At 56.8% G+C, this 14541-nt stretch carries 15 protein-coding genes; 9 read left to right on the plus strand and 6 right to left on the minus strand.

Translation table 11 applies throughout. The annotated features are described in order from the left end of the window. Positions 1 to 360 precede the first annotated feature (360 nt). Positions 361 to 1443, plus strand: a complete 1083-nt coding sequence (locus GZ092_RS18950) for an IS30 family transposase (protein ID WP_293638659.1) — start codon at positions 361 to 363, stop codon at positions 1441 to 1443. A gap of 775 nt (positions 1444 to 2218) precedes the next feature. Here GZ092_RS18950 and GZ092_RS18955 read toward each other — a convergent pair. Continuing rightward, the gene (locus GZ092_RS18955) at positions 2219 to 2407 is read right to left on the minus strand and encodes a nuclease-related domain-containing protein (protein WP_293638661.1); all 189 of its coding nucleotides are present in this window, start codon (positions 2405 to 2407) and stop codon (positions 2219 to 2221) included. A gap of 41 nt (positions 2408 to 2448) precedes the next feature. On the opposite strand from GZ092_RS18955, the gene GZ092_RS18960 reads away from it, so the two are divergent. Further along, complete coding sequence (locus GZ092_RS18960; protein ID WP_293638662.1) at positions 2449 to 2604, plus strand: hypothetical protein; 156 nt, start codon at positions 2449 to 2451, stop codon at positions 2602 to 2604. An 818-nt stretch (positions 2605 to 3422) separates the two neighbouring features. Here the strand turns inward: GZ092_RS18960 and trfA are convergent. From trfA to GZ092_RS18975, 3 genes are all read right to left on the minus strand, one after another. Then, positions 3423 to 4460, minus strand: coding sequence for a plasmid replication initiator TrfA (gene trfA, locus GZ092_RS18965; RefSeq protein WP_293638663.1), 1038 nt, complete (start codon positions 4458 to 4460; stop codon positions 3423 to 3425). A 64-nt stretch (positions 4461 to 4524) separates the two neighbouring features. Beyond that, a complete protein-coding gene (locus GZ092_RS18970) occupies positions 4525 to 4833 on the minus strand; it encodes a hypothetical protein (protein WP_293638664.1) in 309 nt (102 codons plus the stop codon). Beyond that, positions 4830 to 5459, minus strand: coding sequence for a ParA family protein (locus tag GZ092_RS18975; protein ID WP_293638666.1), 630 nt, complete (start codon positions 5457 to 5459; stop codon positions 4830 to 4832). The genes GZ092_RS18970 and GZ092_RS18975 overlap by 4 nt, the downstream gene beginning before the upstream one ends. A gap of 213 nt (positions 5460 to 5672) precedes the next feature. Here GZ092_RS18975 and GZ092_RS18980 point away from each other — a divergent pair, with 213 nt between their 5' ends. The 7 genes from GZ092_RS18980 to GZ092_RS19010 all read left to right on the plus strand — a co-directional run bounded on the left by GZ092_RS18980 (position 5673) and on the right by GZ092_RS19010 (position 13158). Further along, positions 5673 to 5873: a hypothetical protein gene (locus tag GZ092_RS18980; protein ID WP_293638667.1), complete on the plus strand. Its 201-nt coding sequence runs from the start codon at positions 5673 to 5675 to the stop codon at positions 5871 to 5873. A gap of 77 nt (positions 5874 to 5950) precedes the next feature. Next, entirely contained in the window at positions 5951 to 8443 is a 2493-nt protein-coding gene (hsdR, locus tag GZ092_RS18985) for an EcoAI/FtnUII family type I restriction enzme subunit R (RefSeq protein ID WP_293638668.1), read from the plus strand. A gap of 91 nt (positions 8444 to 8534) precedes the next feature. Continuing rightward, positions 8535 to 10001 (plus strand): class I SAM-dependent DNA methyltransferase, encoded by a 1467-nt coding sequence (locus GZ092_RS18990; RefSeq protein ID WP_293638669.1) that lies wholly within the window; start codon positions 8535 to 8537, stop codon positions 9999 to 10001. Between the two features lie 11 nt (positions 10002 to 10012). Further along, entirely contained in the window at positions 10013 to 11731 is a 1719-nt protein-coding gene (locus GZ092_RS18995; protein ID WP_293638671.1) for a restriction endonuclease subunit S, read from the plus strand. Positions 11732 to 11754: 23 nt separating this feature from the next. Beyond that, positions 11755 to 12165 carry a hypothetical protein gene (locus tag GZ092_RS19000; RefSeq protein ID WP_293638673.1) on the plus strand — a complete coding sequence of 137 codons (411 nt, stop codon included), beginning with the start codon at positions 11755 to 11757 and terminating at the stop codon, positions 12163 to 12165. A gap of 13 nt (positions 12166 to 12178) precedes the next feature. Then, positions 12179 to 12745, plus strand: coding sequence for a type II toxin-antitoxin system MqsA family antitoxin (locus GZ092_RS19005; RefSeq protein WP_293638680.1), 567 nt, complete (start codon positions 12179 to 12181; stop codon positions 12743 to 12745). Continuing rightward, entirely contained in the window at positions 12736 to 13158 is a 423-nt protein-coding gene (locus tag GZ092_RS19010; protein ID WP_293638675.1) for a hypothetical protein, read from the plus strand. Before GZ092_RS19005 ends, GZ092_RS19010 begins: the two co-directional genes overlap by 10 nt. Before the next feature lie 328 nt (positions 13159 to 13486). Here GZ092_RS19010 and GZ092_RS19015 read toward each other — a convergent pair whose 3' ends face one another. Both GZ092_RS19015 and GZ092_RS19020 read right to left on the minus strand, forming a co-directional pair. Then, positions 13487 to 14332, minus strand: coding sequence for a hypothetical protein (locus GZ092_RS19015; protein ID WP_293638677.1), 846 nt, complete (start codon positions 14330 to 14332; stop codon positions 13487 to 13489). 12 nt (positions 14333 to 14344) lie between these two features. Then, the coding region (locus tag GZ092_RS19020; protein ID WP_293638679.1) for a hypothetical protein at positions 14345 to 14541 on the minus strand (197 nt) is incomplete at its 5' end.

Consider the following 14541-nt stretch of genomic DNA (forward strand, 5'->3'; position numbering starts at 1 on the left):
TCGCTTTTGGTATGCCCATAACGAACTATTCGAAATTGATACTGATTTGACTCTTTCATGACTTAAAAGGGACTGGTCCAGTCAAACCACTTGAGCAGTACCACCATTAGTTTTTATTCGAGCCTGCCACGAGCTCCGCAGGGCAGGGGCGCATTGGACGGCAACAAATTTCGTGATTACACACAAGCTGCGCAATAGCTTTGTAACAACGCCTTTACCTAAGCGCATAGTGCATCACAAGTTTGATTTTATTTTTTGGGGGTTGTGCAAACTTAGCCACGTTGTTTTCTAAAGATAAAAAATTTCAAAGGTGGGCGGATTCCAATCCCAAGTGCAACACTCCAGACCCGAAAGAGTTGCATGACAAGAACCTATCAACAATTGAGTGCTGAAGAGCGCGGCGTGGTGATGGCTATGAAGCTGCGGTGCTGCAGCATGCGCTCGATTGCCAGTGCATTGGGCAGAGCGCCGAGCACGGTCTCGCGCGAACTGCGCCGCAATGAGTGGCAAAGCGAGGCTGAACAATGCGTCATGGGGCGCCCCCGCATCGCGGGCGGCTATGACGCAAAGCGCGCCGGCAAGCGGGCCCGACGGGTGCGCCGTGACGCCTGGCCGAACCGCAAACTCCACCGGGGTGGCGCCCTGTGGGCCCAGGTTAGGGCGCTGCTCGAACTGAAGTGCTCGCCCGAGCAGATTGCAGCCATTCTCAGGCGGCGCCATCCCGGGCAGCCTGAACTGCAGGCCTGTCATGAAACCATCTACACGGCCATCCACGCCGCCATCTACGCCATGCCCGCAGGCGAGCCGCGCCGCAAGCTGGTCGGGCTGCTGCGCCAGGGCCGCTGCGCGCGCAGACGCCGCAGCCGGGGCACCGACAGGCGCGGCTCGCTGCAAAACACCCAGAGCGTCCATGCGCGCCCAGCCCAGGCCAACGAGCGTTTGCTGCCTGGCCACTGGGAGGGCGATCTGATTGTGGGCAAGGCCAACGCGTCGTCTGTCGGCACGCTGGTCTGCAGGAAGTCGCTGTTCGCCATGATGGTCAAACTGGACAGCAGCAAGGCGGTCGATGTGCTCGAAGGGTTCACCAGGGCGTTTTGTGCGCTGCCTCAGGAGCTTCGCCAGACGCTGACGTACGACCAGGGCAAGGAGATGGCGCTGCACAAAAGCCTGGCCGACAACACGGGCATGACGATCTACTTTTGCGACCCCCACAGCCCTTGGCAGCGGGGCCTCAACGAAAACACCAATGGGTTGCTGCGCCAGTACCTGCCCAAGGGCACGGACCTGGGCGTGTACTCCCAGCGCGAGCTCGATGAGATGGCCTGGGAGCTCAATACGCGCCCCCGAAAGAGCCTGGGCTGGCGCAGCGCCGCAGAGGTGTTCTTCGACGATGCCAGCATGCAAAAAGCCGGCCTTATCCCTACTGTTGCACTTGGTCTTTGAATCCGCCGTGCCAAAATTTTCATCTTGCCTGGCAGTCATTGTGGATCCCCTGAATACCTCCCTACGGGACTGCGTTAGCTTTGAATACCGGATTGAAAATCCCCCTTAAATACGGGCTCGAGAAGGCACCGGACTTGCCTTCTTTTTTTTTCTTCCATCCAACTCTTACAAGGGTTTGAGGGTGGTGGACTAGGCAAAGCTTCGCCCTGCCTGCAGCGATGCAAGTTTGGGCGCTTTGCCTAGTGCTTCTCCTTCGGACGAAGCCGAGGTCTGGAGCCTACTTAGGGCAAGGGCGGCCGTAAATCCGCCTTGCAAGCTGCATTCACGGGTGTACGCCCGCCTGACCTCCGTTGCAGCAATAAGCCTCTGGGCGGCGCTTTGGTCAGAGTCCACTCTAGCGCCTACGGGCGAGCAAATCGAGCCGGGAAACGGTCTGCCAGGAAGAATACAAGTCCGTAGAAGGGAAGAAACCCGGCAGGGTTTGACGCACAAATTTGCAAGCGGTTGGCCGGGTTGGTATCATTGCCGCATGGACAAGCGATACCTTCTCGGGGTTCCTATCGCAAGTCCTAGAAAACCTCAGAGCGTTCAATCTCTGGGGTTTTTCGCTTTGTGGACTTAGCGAAACCGTTGGGCAGATCATACCCCCATGAAACTGACGCGCCAATTCATCATCCTGAATCCATGACCTTAAACAAAGCGGCCTGATTTTCAAAATCGAATGGTTAAGTTCAGGTGCTTAACCGTGTTTTACGTTCCATTGCTCCCTAAACCCCTAGTTCTTGGTCTCCAGCAGATACACGCTGCCGGCCCGGTTGATGATCAGATGGTCGATCTGCGTCACCTCGCCATCGATCACAAAGCGCAGGTCGTGCAACAGCACATGGTTTTCAGCGTCCTTGAAATAATGGTCCAGGTAGTGCGCCGACTCGCGCTCGCCCTGGATGCCCTTTTTCGTGCGCATCAGTTCGTCGCGCAGCCACTTCTTTTGGCTCAGGTCCAGCGTTGCAACTCTTCGAGCAGCTCGAGGCGCTTGAATTTGTCAGCGGCAGATTTGAGCGCCATCGGATCTTTCTGGAGCGGTTTTTCGAACGTCTGGATTTTCCACCCGGATCTGGCAAGATTTTTCACGAAAAACCAAACAAGCCGGTCGCGCCATGAACTGCCAGCTCATCGAGTAGCGTCTTTCCCAAACTTTCCCAAACTTTCCCAAACCTGAGGAAGCGTTCAGGAACGCAGCAATAGACTTGTGGCTACCTACCCCTTGGTTTTCAACCGATCTTCGCAGGAAGACCCATCCAGGCCATCCCAGCAGCCTTTGCACCCTCCCCTCTTGTCCAACAGGCATTTAGCCCCCTCGTGTAGAGGGGGTTGGGGGTTAGTCGATCAGCAGCTGATGTTGGTTTGCTTCACAGGCCATCGCTGCGGGACACGAAGTGCCCGCACTCGTCGCCGTTTTTTCGACCCCTGCAAGGGGTCTGTTGTCGTGTTGGGGATGCCGGGTTGGGAGCGCGAAGCGCGGGCGCAGGCCGCAGGCCGGAGGAGCCGGCGGGGCGAAGCCCCAAGAGGCGGTGGCTGTTTTCCCCTCTTTGGTTAAGTAAAAGTTAAATACGGGTTAGCGGTGTTTTCAATCGGGCCGCAGGCCACGTCAGTTATGGCTTTGGGGGTTATCCACAGTGGGTCTAAACTCAATAGTCCATGTGTCTAAACTCAATACTTTCATGTGTCAAAGCTCAATGGTGTGGATAACTTCCTAAGTGACGCATGAAATGCTCTTGGAACCCCTGCCCAGCTTGCATTTCAGCCAAAAAGGCCATGGGTCAAAACTCAATGCTGTGGATAAGTCAAACTGCTGCGTACAACACGTGAAATAGGCGGTGGAATATGCTCGAAATTTTGCAAAAACAGCCTTTTCCAGCCGTAGTTAGCAGGCTCTGGCAGAAGATAAGACCCCCACCATGGGTCAAAACTCAATAGCGTCAACGCTCGGAACTGTGGTTTCCAACCCTTTTCACGGTGACGATATCGTCATGAATGTTGAATTCCATCAAAAATCCACAATTGATCAAGTTTGTGAGCGCCCGTTTGATAAGCCGTCGAAGTTCGGGCTTGTTGGTTTCCGTAAGCCCTGCGCCCCGAGCAATCGTTTCGATTTTGATAGGGTGCGGTACACGGTGCGTTGCCAAATAGCCGTGGAGCCAGGTTGCTAGGCCATCGGGCAGCTGCAACCGTTGCGCCCACTCAATGCGCGTGAAGTAATGGTCGCCAAATAGCTCAACCAATTCTGGCGCAATGCGAACCCGCCAATGCTGCAATGTTTTTTGCGTCTCACTGTCTTCGTACTCAAAAAACGGAATCATGGACAGACTGACGCCTCGGCCAAGACGCTTGCTGTAAACATCGAGGCCGGTGGCTTGCATCCGGCGCAAACACTCCTTCAGGCGGTCATAGCTCTTGCTGTTGATGGACCACTCAATGTCCTTGCAGAACGAGTAGGCAGTGAATTCGACAAGCTGGCCAGCGACATGTCGACGCGCCAAATGAACCAGTTGGAGCCACACCGTCTCATCATCCTGACGTAACTCTTCGCCTCGATAACTGATTCTTCCATCACCAATGACGGCGACAGGTTCGCTCTTCATCATTGATCGTGGATTTTTTCGATTTCTTGCGTTGAAAAGTGCAGATCGAAGGATTTCGTTCGGGAGAGAACGCATCACTTCCGGCCACAACGGAAGCTGGCTGATCTCAGCATTTAACGGTGTCGACACTTCAACTTTCGTTTTGGCTGAAGGCAATGGAATACTGACGTAAAAGCCAGCGGAATTTGAGGGAGTCGATTTCGGTTTGCGGCCCGAACTGGACGGTTTGCTCGGTTTGGGTACTGATTTCCCGGAATCAAAAGCCGATACCATTTTGTGCATCGTATCTCGCGCTTCGGCTTCTGTCACACCAGCCTCAACAGCTTTTTTCACCCAAGCTTCTCGGCCTTGTTTTGTCGTCAGCTTTTGATCCATTGCGTTGCATCATCCTGTCGTTATTTACCTATATAGATAACTATATAGCTATCTATAAAACAATCTAACTTTTGAAAAACGCGCGCAACGACTGTTCCACCAACTCCGTTTCAGTCACGCGGGAGCCTGATTTCACTGATCGCTCATAGGCCTCGCGCTTGAGCTCGTTGATCAAATCAAGAGGAAGGCGGAAGACCTTTTGCTCACGATGCACTTTGGCTTCGACCACGGGTTGATCTGTTGGCTTTTGAAGGGTGACGGCCGCCGGCTGTACCTTTGCCGTCCTATCGGCAGCATCACCGGCACCGCCTTCGAGAAAAGTGGAAGGGTCTTTTCCTGGCCTGAATTGATCCGTATTGGGTTTTGCTTTCACGCCTGCACCTCACGAAAAAAGGCCTCGATTTCGGCAATGGCCGATTGATCCTTGCCCAACTCCTGAACGATGACGCCCTCACCGATGGCACGGCGGAAGGCAACGCGTTCGCAAACCTTGGTCGGAAGAACCGTCAGTTTTTGTTCGGTCAGAAATTCCAGCATTTCAGCGGCATCTTTCGTACGCGGATCGACACGGGTCAACAACACGCGCACATCCAGTTCGGGGTTGTAATCGCGACTCAACTCAACGACTTCCATCAAGTCGGTCATGGCCGCCGCATCGAGGTTGCTGGCACCGATGGGCACGATCGCCATTTGCGCCAACAGCAGTGCAGAGCGCAAGCCGACCGAATCACGGCCACCGGCATCAACGACAACATGCGCATACTTGGTTGCCAGTTGCCTTCCTTCCGTAAGGATCGCTTTTCCCGCCAGGCAGGTGGTGGTCGGGCTTGGGCCATGCGAAGAATTGTCCCGTCGCCACGCAGCCCAGCTCGCTGCGCTGGCTTGCGGATCGCCATCGATCAGCAAGGTTTCACCCAGGCGGGCAAGCATCGTGGCCAGATGTACCGCCGTGGTGGTTTTTCCAACCCCGCCTTTTGTGTTCACAACCGCATAGATCATTGGAATGCCCTGTATATAGCTATCATTATAGATAGCTATATAAAAATATAGCTATGCCCCATGTCGTATTGTTGCCTTGTTTATTGATGCTTATCCCTCACTGTGCTTTATTTTCCAATGGGCTGAACCATCCCAGCCGCTCGGCGACACAACGCATGTAGCCAAAGTGGTGCAGCAGACTTTGGGACTTGAACCCAAGCACGAGAGTCCGCCATGAAACCCGACGCCATAGGGATTGGCCTGGCCAAACAATTCTTCCAGGTTCACGGCATCAAAAAACAGGCGGGGACTTGCTCGACACAACGGCAGCTAACGCTGCAAAGGACGTATTCGGCTTTTTCACCCGCGAGCCGCCCGCTGGATGCGGCCATGAAAAATTCACCCCCGCCAATGCATTCCTGCGCCGTGTCATGATGTTACAAATGGTGGATATCCGAAAAATTAGCCCTGACACGGGTTTGATCCCATCAACGACGACGCAGGGCCAGGCTTTGAACAAGAAAAATCTCTCGGAAAGCGACCTCTGCGACAAGTTCATCCGCCCCGCCATGGAGCAGGCTGGCTGGAACGGACTGGACCAGATTTACCGCGAATACCCCTTGCGCGCCGGGCGCGTGGTGGTGCGGGGCAGCAAAGCCCAGCGCGACAAGTCCACGGTGCTGCGCGCTGACTATGCTCTCTTTTTCAAAGCCAACATTCCGCTGGCCGTGGTCGAGGCCAAGGACAACGGGCATGCGGTGGGTGCCGGCATGGCCCAGGCCATCAACTATGCCCAGTTGCTCGATGTGCCGTTTTCGTTTTCCAGCAACGGCGACGGCTTTGTGTTTCGCGACGCCACGCTCGCCAGCGGCGTGCTGGAGCAAAACCTCACGCTCGATGAATTCCCCAGCCCGGCCGAGCTGTGGAGCCGCTACTGCGCATGGAAAGGCTGGAGTCCTGAAGTGCGCCAGGTTGCCGAATTTGACTACGCGCCCAGCAAAACGCCGCGCTACTACCAGTTGAATGCCATCAACCGTTCGGTCGAGGCCATTGCCGGCGGCCAAAGCCGCGTGCTGCTGGTCATGGCCACCGGCACCGGTAAGACCTACACCGCGTTCCAGATCATCTGGCGGCTGTGGAAGAGCAAGGCCAAAAAGCGCATCCTGTTTTTGGCTGACCGCAACATCCTGATCGACCAGACCATGGTCAACGACTTCAGGCCCTTCAAGGGCGCCATGGCAAAGCTCAGTCCCAACGCCAAGGGCGTCGAGCGCATCGACCCGCAAGGCAGCGTCACTGCAGAAGACGTGACGCTGGCCGTCAACAAGACCACCAAGCTGGTGGACAAGTCCTATGAGATTTACCTCTCGCTTTACCAGGCGGTCAGCGGCGTTGAGGAAGAACGTAACATCTACAAGCAGTTTTCGCCCGACTTCTTTGACTTGATCGTGGTGGACGAATGCCACCGCGGCAGCGCCGATGAAGACTCCGCCTGGCGCGAAATCCTCGCCTACTTTGCCAGCGCCACCCAGGTCGGCCTGACCGCCACGCCCAAGGAAACAAAAGAGATTTCTAACAGCGACTACTTTGGTGCCCCCCTCTATACGTACAGCCTCAAGCAAGGCATTGAAGACGGCTACCTCGCGCCCTACAAGGTGGTGCGGGTCGATCTGGACAAGGACACGTTTGGCTGGCGGCCCACGGCCGGCATGCTCGACAAGCACGGCCATGCGATCGAAGACCGGATCTACAACGCCATCGACATGAACCGCAAACTCGTGCTCGAAAAGCGCGACGAGGTGGTGGCCGCCAAGATCACCGAATACCTCAAGGCCACCGACCGCTACGCCAAGACCATCGTGTTTTGCGAAGACATCGACCACGCTGCCCGCATGCGCCAGGCGCTCTCCAACGCCAATGCCGACCTGTGCGCCACGCAGCCTAAGTACGTGGTGCAGATCACCGGTGACAACCCCGAGGGCAAGCACGAACTCGACAACTTCATCGACCCCGAGAAAACCTATCCAGTGATTGCCACCACCTCCAGGCTCATGAGCACCGGGGTGGACGCGCAAACCTGCAAGCTCATCGTGCTGGACCAGAACATCAAGTCGATGACGCTGTTCAAGCAGATCATTGGCCGGGGCACCCGCCTGCGCGAAGACCTGGGCAAAACCTGGTTCACCATCCTGGACTTCAAGCGCGCCACCGAACTCTTTGCCGACAAGGACTTTGATGGCGAACCGGTGCAGATTTACGAACCGCTGCCCGGCGAGCCCGTGGCCCCGCCCGAGGAACCGCTGGGCACCCCCGGCCAGCTCGGCGATCCGCTGAATCTGACAGGTCTGGACGACCCCTTGGGTCTTCAAGACCCGCTCGGCCCCTTGGGTCCTTTTGGCCCGGGCGATGAGGGCGAACCCAAAAAATACGTCGTGGGTGGCACGGTCACCGTTGCCGTGGCGCGCGAGCGGGTGCAATACCTCAACGCCCAGGGCCAGCTCATCACCGAAAGCCTGCGCGACTACACCCGCATCAACCTGGGCAAGCACTACGACAGCCTCGACCAGTTTTTGCAAGCCTGGAACAGCACCGACCGCAAGGCCGCGCTGCTGCAGGAGCTGGAAAGCCAGGGCGTGCTGCTCGCAGCCCTGGCCGACGAGCTGGGCCAGAAGGGCCTGGACCTCGACCCGTTCGACCTGCTGCTGCACGTGGCCTACAACCAGCCGCCGCTCACCCGCCGCGAGCGCGCCAGCCGCGTCAAAAAGCGCAACGTCTTCACCCAGTACGGCCCGGTGGCGCGCAAGGTGATGGACGCGCTGCTCGACAAGTACGCCGACGAAGGCATTGTTACCATCGAGAGCGACGACGTGCTCAAGGTACAGCCCTTCAACCAGATGGGCAGCGCCAGTGAACTCATCAAAAGCTTTGGCGGCCGGCCCCAGTATCTAAGCGCCTTGCACACGCTGGGGCGTGAGCTGTATGCCAGCACGGTAGCCGTCGCCTGAAAGCGACCCCTTAGCCACTATTATTTCGATAGCTTGCAGCGCTTACCATGTAAGCGCTAGAAGCCTATTTCCTCCCTGAAAAACGAACCCCATGTCCAATTTATCGAGCGTCATCAAATCCATCCAGGACATCATGCGGCAAGACAGCGGCGTCGATGGCGACGCCCAGCGCATCTCGCAGCTCACCTGGCTGCTGTTTCTCAAGGTGTTCGACGCCCTGGAAGAAGAGCTTGAACTCACCCGCGACCACTACACCAGCCCGATTCCGGACGAGATGCGCTGGCGCCAGTGGGCCGCCAATGCCGAAGGCATCACCGGCGACGAGCTGCTCGACTTTGTGGACAACCAGCTGTTTGCTACGTTGAAAAACCTGAGCGGCGATGCCCAGCGCAACCCGCGCGGCTTTGTCGTGCGAGGCGTGTTCGAGGACGCCTACAACTACATGAAAAGCGGCCACCTGCTGCGCCAGGTGATCAACAAGCTCAATGCGATTGACTTCAACCGCCAAAGCGAGCGCCACCAGTTCAACGACCTGTATGAAAAAATCCTCAAGGATTTGCAAAGCGCCGGCAACGCGGGCGAGTTCTACACCCCGCGCGCCGTCACGCAGTTCATGGTCGACATGGTCAACCCCCAGCTGGGCGAGGTGCTGCTGGACCCGGCCACCGGCACCGGCGGTTTTCTGGTCTGCGCCATCGAACACCTGCGCAAGCAAGTGCAAAACACCGACCAGGAAGCGCTGCTGCAGACCAGCATCCGGGGCGTCGAGAAAAAGCAGCTGCCGCACATGCTGTGCGTGACCAACCTGATGCTGCACGGCGTGGAGGTGCCCAGCCTGATCGAGCACGGTAACACCCTGAGCCGCCCGCTGCGCGACTATGGTGCTGCCGACCGGGTGGACGTGGTGCTGACCAATCCACCCTTTGGTGGCATTGAGGAGGCCGGCATCGAGCAGGGCTTTCCCGCCGACGTGCGCACCAAGGAAACGGCCGACCTGTTCCTGGTGCTGATCAAGCACCTCCTCAAAACCAATGGCCGCGCCGCGCTGGTGCTGCCCGACGGCACGCTGTTTGGCGAAGGCGTCAAAACGCGCATCAAGGAGCAGCTGCTCAACGAATGCAACCTGCACACCATCGTGCGCCTGCCCAACGGCGTGTTTGCGCCCTACACCGGCATCAAGACCAACCTGCTGTTTTTCACCAAGGGCCAGCCAACCGAAAATGTCTGGTACTACGAGCACCCCTACCCGGCGGGCGTGAAGAATTACAACAAGACCAAGCCGATTCGCATTGAAGAGTTCGACGTGGAAAAGGCCTGGTGGGGCAGCGAAGCTGATGGATTTGCCAGCCGCGTGGAAAACGAGCAGGCCTGGAAGGTGAGCATCGAAACCATCAAGGCAGCGAACTACAACCTGGACCACAAAAACCCCCATGCCGCGGACGTCATCAGCCACGACCCCGATCTGTTGCTGGCCGATTACGCCCGTCAGCAGGGCGAGGCGCAAAGCCTGCGCGACCAGCTGAAGGAAATCTTGACCAAATCACTCGCTGGCGCATGAAGGACGGTCGCATGCTGCTATCAAATTTCAACCTATTGGCCACGGCTCACGGCGGCGTGGCCCGGCTGCGCGAACTGATCCTGACCCTGGCCGTGCAAGGCAAGCTGGTGCCGCAAGACCCCGGCGATGAACCAGCGAGTGTGCTGCTGAAGAAGATTCGGGCGGAGAAGGACCGGCTGATGGCCGAGGGGAAGATCAGGCGCGACAAGCCGCTGACGGAGATTACGGACAAGGAAAAGCCGTTTGAGGTGCCGGTAGGGTGGGAGTGGGTAAAAACAGGAAACTATTTTTCAGAACTATGCACTGGGCCATTTGGAGCAGTTATTCACAAGCAAGACTACGTTCTTGATGGCGTTCCGTTAATCAATCCGTCCCACATGATTGGAGGCAAAATCCTCCATGACCCAGAGATTTCAGTTAATACCGAGATGGCCCAAACCCTCTCTGCATACAAACTTTCAGCAGGCGACGTGGTTTTGGCGCGAAGGGGTGAAGTAGGCCGCTATGCACTTGTGACCGCGAGTGAAGATGGTTGGCTCTGTGGCACAGGCAGTTTTTTTGCCAAACTTTTTTCCGCTTGCAATCGAAGCTATTTAGGCTTGATATTTCGAGATCCAAGGTTCCGAGCACATTTGCAAGGCGAATCTGTTGGTTCAACAATGACCAACCTCAACCAGCGAATATTTTTGGAGGCATTGATTGCCATTCCACCCCTCGCCGAACAATCCCGCATCGTCACCCGCGTCGAAGAACTCATGCGCGTGTGCGATGCCCTCGAAGCCAAGGGCAAGCTTGAAGCTGCACAGCACGCCCAACTCGTCAGCACCCTGCTGGACACGCTGACTGGCAGCGACACCCCCGAAGTGCTGGCGCAGAACTGGCAGGGTATTGCTGCCCATTTCGACTTGCTGCTCGACCGCCCTGAGGCCATTGACGCCTTCGAGCAAACCATACTCCAGTTGGCCGTTCGCGGTCTGCTCGTGCCCCAAAACCCGAAAGACGAGCCTGCCAGCTTCCTGCTGCAAAAAATCCGTGCCGAGAAAGACCGCCTGCTTCTTGAAGGCAAGATCAAGCGCGACAAGCCGCTGGCGGCGATTGCAGAGGACGAAAAGCCGTTTGCGTTGCCGCAGGGGTGGGAGTGGATGCGATTTGGGGCCGTGGCATTGATTTCCAGCGGCATCACGTTAGGCAGGAAAACCGTCATCCCCTCGCCGGTTTTTCTGCCTTATCTGCGCGTGGCCAACGTGCAGCGATGGCGCTTGAATATGGCTTCGATAAAGGAAGTCGTGATTGACCAGACCGAATTGGATCGTTTTCAGCTCTTGAACGGCGATTTATTGATTACAGAGGGCGGTGACTGGGACAAAGTAGGACGAACGGCTATATGGCGCGATGAGTTGGCAATCTGCTTGCATCAGAACCATGTTTTCAAAGCGCGTGGCACTTCTTCAGACTGGAATCCGGTTTGGGCGGAGATGTATTTGAACTCGATGATTGCCCGTACCTACTTTGCGTCATCCGCAAAGCAGACAACAAATTTGGCATCAATCAATATGACGCAGCTTAAAAACTGCATGTTTCCGCTACCGCCCCTCGCCGAACAATCCTGCATCGTCGCCCGTGTCGAAGAACTGCGCTGCCTGTGCGCCGGCCTGCGCCAACGTCTGTCCGCCAGCCAGACCACCCAAGCCCATCTAGCCGAGGCCCTAGTGGAATCGGTGGCTGGATAGCCCAACCAATCAAAATTACCATTATGGTAAATAAGTTCATAGTTTCGGAGTACAGTTCAAGGCCTCCCACCGAAAGCGGGCGGGTCAAGATCGCGGGCGGACCGCTGTACGACCTGGCACGGGTGCAGGCCATCGTCGAGGATGAAAACCGGCTTTTGACTTGGACCGAGAAGTGCCGCAAGGACGTGTTCAAGCTGTTTGACGACGACTTGGCAGAGGTGGCGGGTTTGATCCAGTGCCTCAAAGCCTCGGACTACATTGATTCGGAGTGGTGCGAAAACGGCAGGAACGCCATGGCTGCGTGCGATGCCTACAGCATCCGCAGGCTGGAGGTGATTCCCGCCACGGGCAAGGCCATGCCGGTGGGGTATTTTTTGAAGTTTGCCATTGGCAAGGCAGGCAACTTGGTGTTGCTGGTGTCTTGCCATGTTTAAAGGGGGTGTCCAGATGGATACACAAGAACTTTGCCCGATTTGCGGTGAAGGCCATGTCACCGCACAGGTGCAAGAGATTGAAAGCGACTACAAGGGCCACAAAGCCATGCTGCCCTTGCACTACAGGCTGTGCAATGTCTGCACGTCTGACTTTGCTGGTGCGCCGGAAAGCAAGCGCAACAGGCGGGTGTTGATGGCGTTTCGCAAGCAGATCGATGGACTGCTGACCGGCCCTGAAATCACCGCCTTGCGCAAGCAATACCAGATGACCCAAGGGCAGGCGGCACGCCTGTTCGGCGGCGGCCCGGTGGCGTTCAGCAAGTACGAAAACGACGATGTGGCGCAGTCTGAGTCCATGGACAATTTGCTGCGCCTGGTGCGCCGCAGCGCAGAGGCGTTTTGGCAGTTGGTCCAAGAAAAGGGCATGGCAGCGGAGTTCACCAGACAAACAGAGATTGCGACGATGAAACGGGTCGCTGAGATTCATGTGCTTGACAACTACCGACGCAGCAGTGCCAAGGCCGCTTACAAGCCGACGACGTTCCAGAGCTATCCATCGGAGACTCAGAAATGGAAATGACTGAACATCGGCCCAAACTGGTGTCGTTCCGTGCGCTTGCTTTTCATGGGGAAAACAAGGGTCAAGCCAACGGAACCGATGAATGGACGCTGGAGTTGGCGCAGGAGATTAACCTGGGCTTGGCCGTTCCCATGGTGCCAGGCGCACCGCTGCAGGCCGTGGTGAAAATCGACTTGTGCGCTAAATCGACCAATACCAGCGCGTCGAGCGATTCAGCCGAATTCAGCGCAACTTATGAGGCCAAGTTCGACTGCCCAAGTGATGTGACAGAGGAAGCCCTTTCCTTATGGTTCGAGGATGAGCCCTACCAATACATGCTGGTTTCACAGGCATTTCCGCTGGCCATGACCCATTTTCGACGCGAGCTGCAATCCATGGGGTTAGATGCACGCAGTTTGCCATTGGGGTTGTAGCGCGCAAAAAAACTTCGGATTACCTGGCTCAACTCAAAAAATTAATGGCCGTTGCGAGAAAAGCATGCTTTGCTCTCGGCAAGAGACGCGGCAAGAAGTGATGTCGTGCGGCTCGAAAGTTACTGTGCGAACAGTAAGCCAGGCTCAAAAGACATTTCAATATCTTTTAGGCCTGGATTCATAAGCCTTTTTGGCTTAGCTCTCAACTTACAAGTTTTAAGCCAACTCCACCTTTGGCTGAGGCCTTGTCCCTTACAGAAGCCTTTTACCACCGACAAAGCCAAGCCGGTGTCATGCGCAGCTTTTGTACGGGAGTGCTTTTTTGGGGTCAGCGCACTTCACAGTCAATTGCGTCGGGTTTTGGCATATTCGAAGTGTTGCCCGGCGCATTGGTAATCAAGAAAGTCGGCGGTGGAGTGAATTGGAGGGCAGGATTGTTGGGCACAAGGATCGGCGGCTGGACCGAGGTACGAACGAAGCCAAACTGCCCGGCTGTGAAATTTTGCGAGCCCCCGCCGTTCGACATAAGGATGGCACCATTAAGCACCATCACATGCAGGCCTGGAGCGAGCGTCCCGGTTGCGGGACCAGGCGAAACGCCGACAGCAGGGGCGACGTATTGCCCGATGAACGTCGTCGCAACCTGCTCCAAAAGGGGAATTCCGGTACCGGCATCGCTTTGCACCGCGCTAGCGGCCAAGGCCAGGCTGGCCCGCGTGTAAGCACGCCGTGCGAGGGCGGCGGCCGGGTCCGGCCAGTAGAACAGGTTAAAGCTCGCGGTGCCGGAGTCAACGGTGGTCTCGCCCGCCATGATGGTCAGCCGAGTAGCGCCAGGCGAGGCGGCTGCAAGAACCTGGAGTTGGCCAGTGGCCAGGCTCAGCCTGCTTTCGCTGGTGAACTCAAGCCGGGTCTGCGGGCCCAGCACAGCCTGGTGGCCATCGGTCAAGCCAAGTCGAACGTAGGTGTTCTCCTCGCTCACCAGGGTGTCACCCGCTTCGACCACCGATTGCGACGAGAGCACTTTGAGCACCCCATTGGCTTTGACCGCCATGACGAAGCCGCTGAGCTGGGTCACCTGTCCGACAGGTGTGCCGGCGTCTGCCGCCGGGTTCCCGAAAATGGCCAGCATGAACAGAAAGGAGGCGATGGCAGGGTAAGGATAAGGGTGGTTCATGGTCAATCCAAGTCAGTTGCAATACGTTTTTTTGCGAACATCTTTCTCGCCGAGAAGAGTGGTCAAAGAGTCCGCTTTCTCGTCTTTTTTCTCCTGTTTTTCATTGTCTAGGTTTTCGACGGTCGAGCGGACGCTCGTCTGAGCCGTTGTTAGCGCGGCGTTGGCGCAGTCGATCGCCGCATCCACAGCCTCGGACGGGGGTGGGGTGA

It is taken from the genome of Polaromonas sp., from assembly GCF_010365105.1.
In the GTDB taxonomy this organism is placed as follows: domain Bacteria; phylum Pseudomonadota; class Gammaproteobacteria; order Burkholderiales; family Burkholderiaceae_C; genus Polaromonas.

What these genes read in the sequence shown, in the direction of transcription:
- GZ092_RS18980 (WP_293638667.1), top strand. Translation starts at nt 5,673, where the DNA reads ATGAAACCCGACGCCATAGGGATTGGCCTGGCCAAACAATTCTTCCAG.
- GZ092_RS18990 (WP_293638669.1), top strand. Translation starts at nt 8,535, where the DNA reads ATGTCCAATTTATCGAGCGTCATCAAATCCATCCAGGACATCATGCGG.
- GZ092_RS19005 (WP_293638680.1), top strand. Translation starts at nt 12,179, where the DNA reads ATGGATACACAAGAACTTTGCCCGATTTGCGGTGAAGGCCATGTCACC.
- GZ092_RS18955 (WP_293638661.1), bottom strand. Translation starts at nt 2,407, where the DNA reads ATGCGCACGAAAAAGGGCATCCAGGGCGAGCGCGAGTCGGCGCACTAC.
- GZ092_RS19010 (WP_293638675.1), top strand. Translation starts at nt 12,736, where the DNA reads ATGGAAATGACTGAACATCGGCCCAAACTGGTGTCGTTCCGTGCGCTT.
- GZ092_RS18950 (WP_293638659.1), top strand. Translation starts at nt 361, where the DNA reads ATGACAAGAACCTATCAACAATTGAGTGCTGAAGAGCGCGGCGTGGTG.
- GZ092_RS19000 (WP_293638673.1), top strand. Translation starts at nt 11,755, where the DNA reads ATGGTAAATAAGTTCATAGTTTCGGAGTACAGTTCAAGGCCTCCCACC.
- GZ092_RS18995 (WP_293638671.1), top strand. Translation starts at nt 10,013, where the DNA reads ATGCTGCTATCAAATTTCAACCTATTGGCCACGGCTCACGGCGGCGTG.
- GZ092_RS19015 (WP_293638677.1), bottom strand. Translation starts at nt 14,332, where the DNA reads ATGAACCACCCTTATCCTTACCCTGCCATCGCCTCCTTTCTGTTCATG.
- GZ092_RS18975 (WP_293638666.1), bottom strand. Translation starts at nt 5,459, where the DNA reads ATGATCTATGCGGTTGTGAACACAAAAGGCGGGGTTGGAAAAACCACC.
- trfA (WP_293638663.1), bottom strand. Translation starts at nt 4,460, where the DNA reads ATGGATCAAAAGCTGACGACAAAACAAGGCCGAGAAGCTTGGGTGAAA.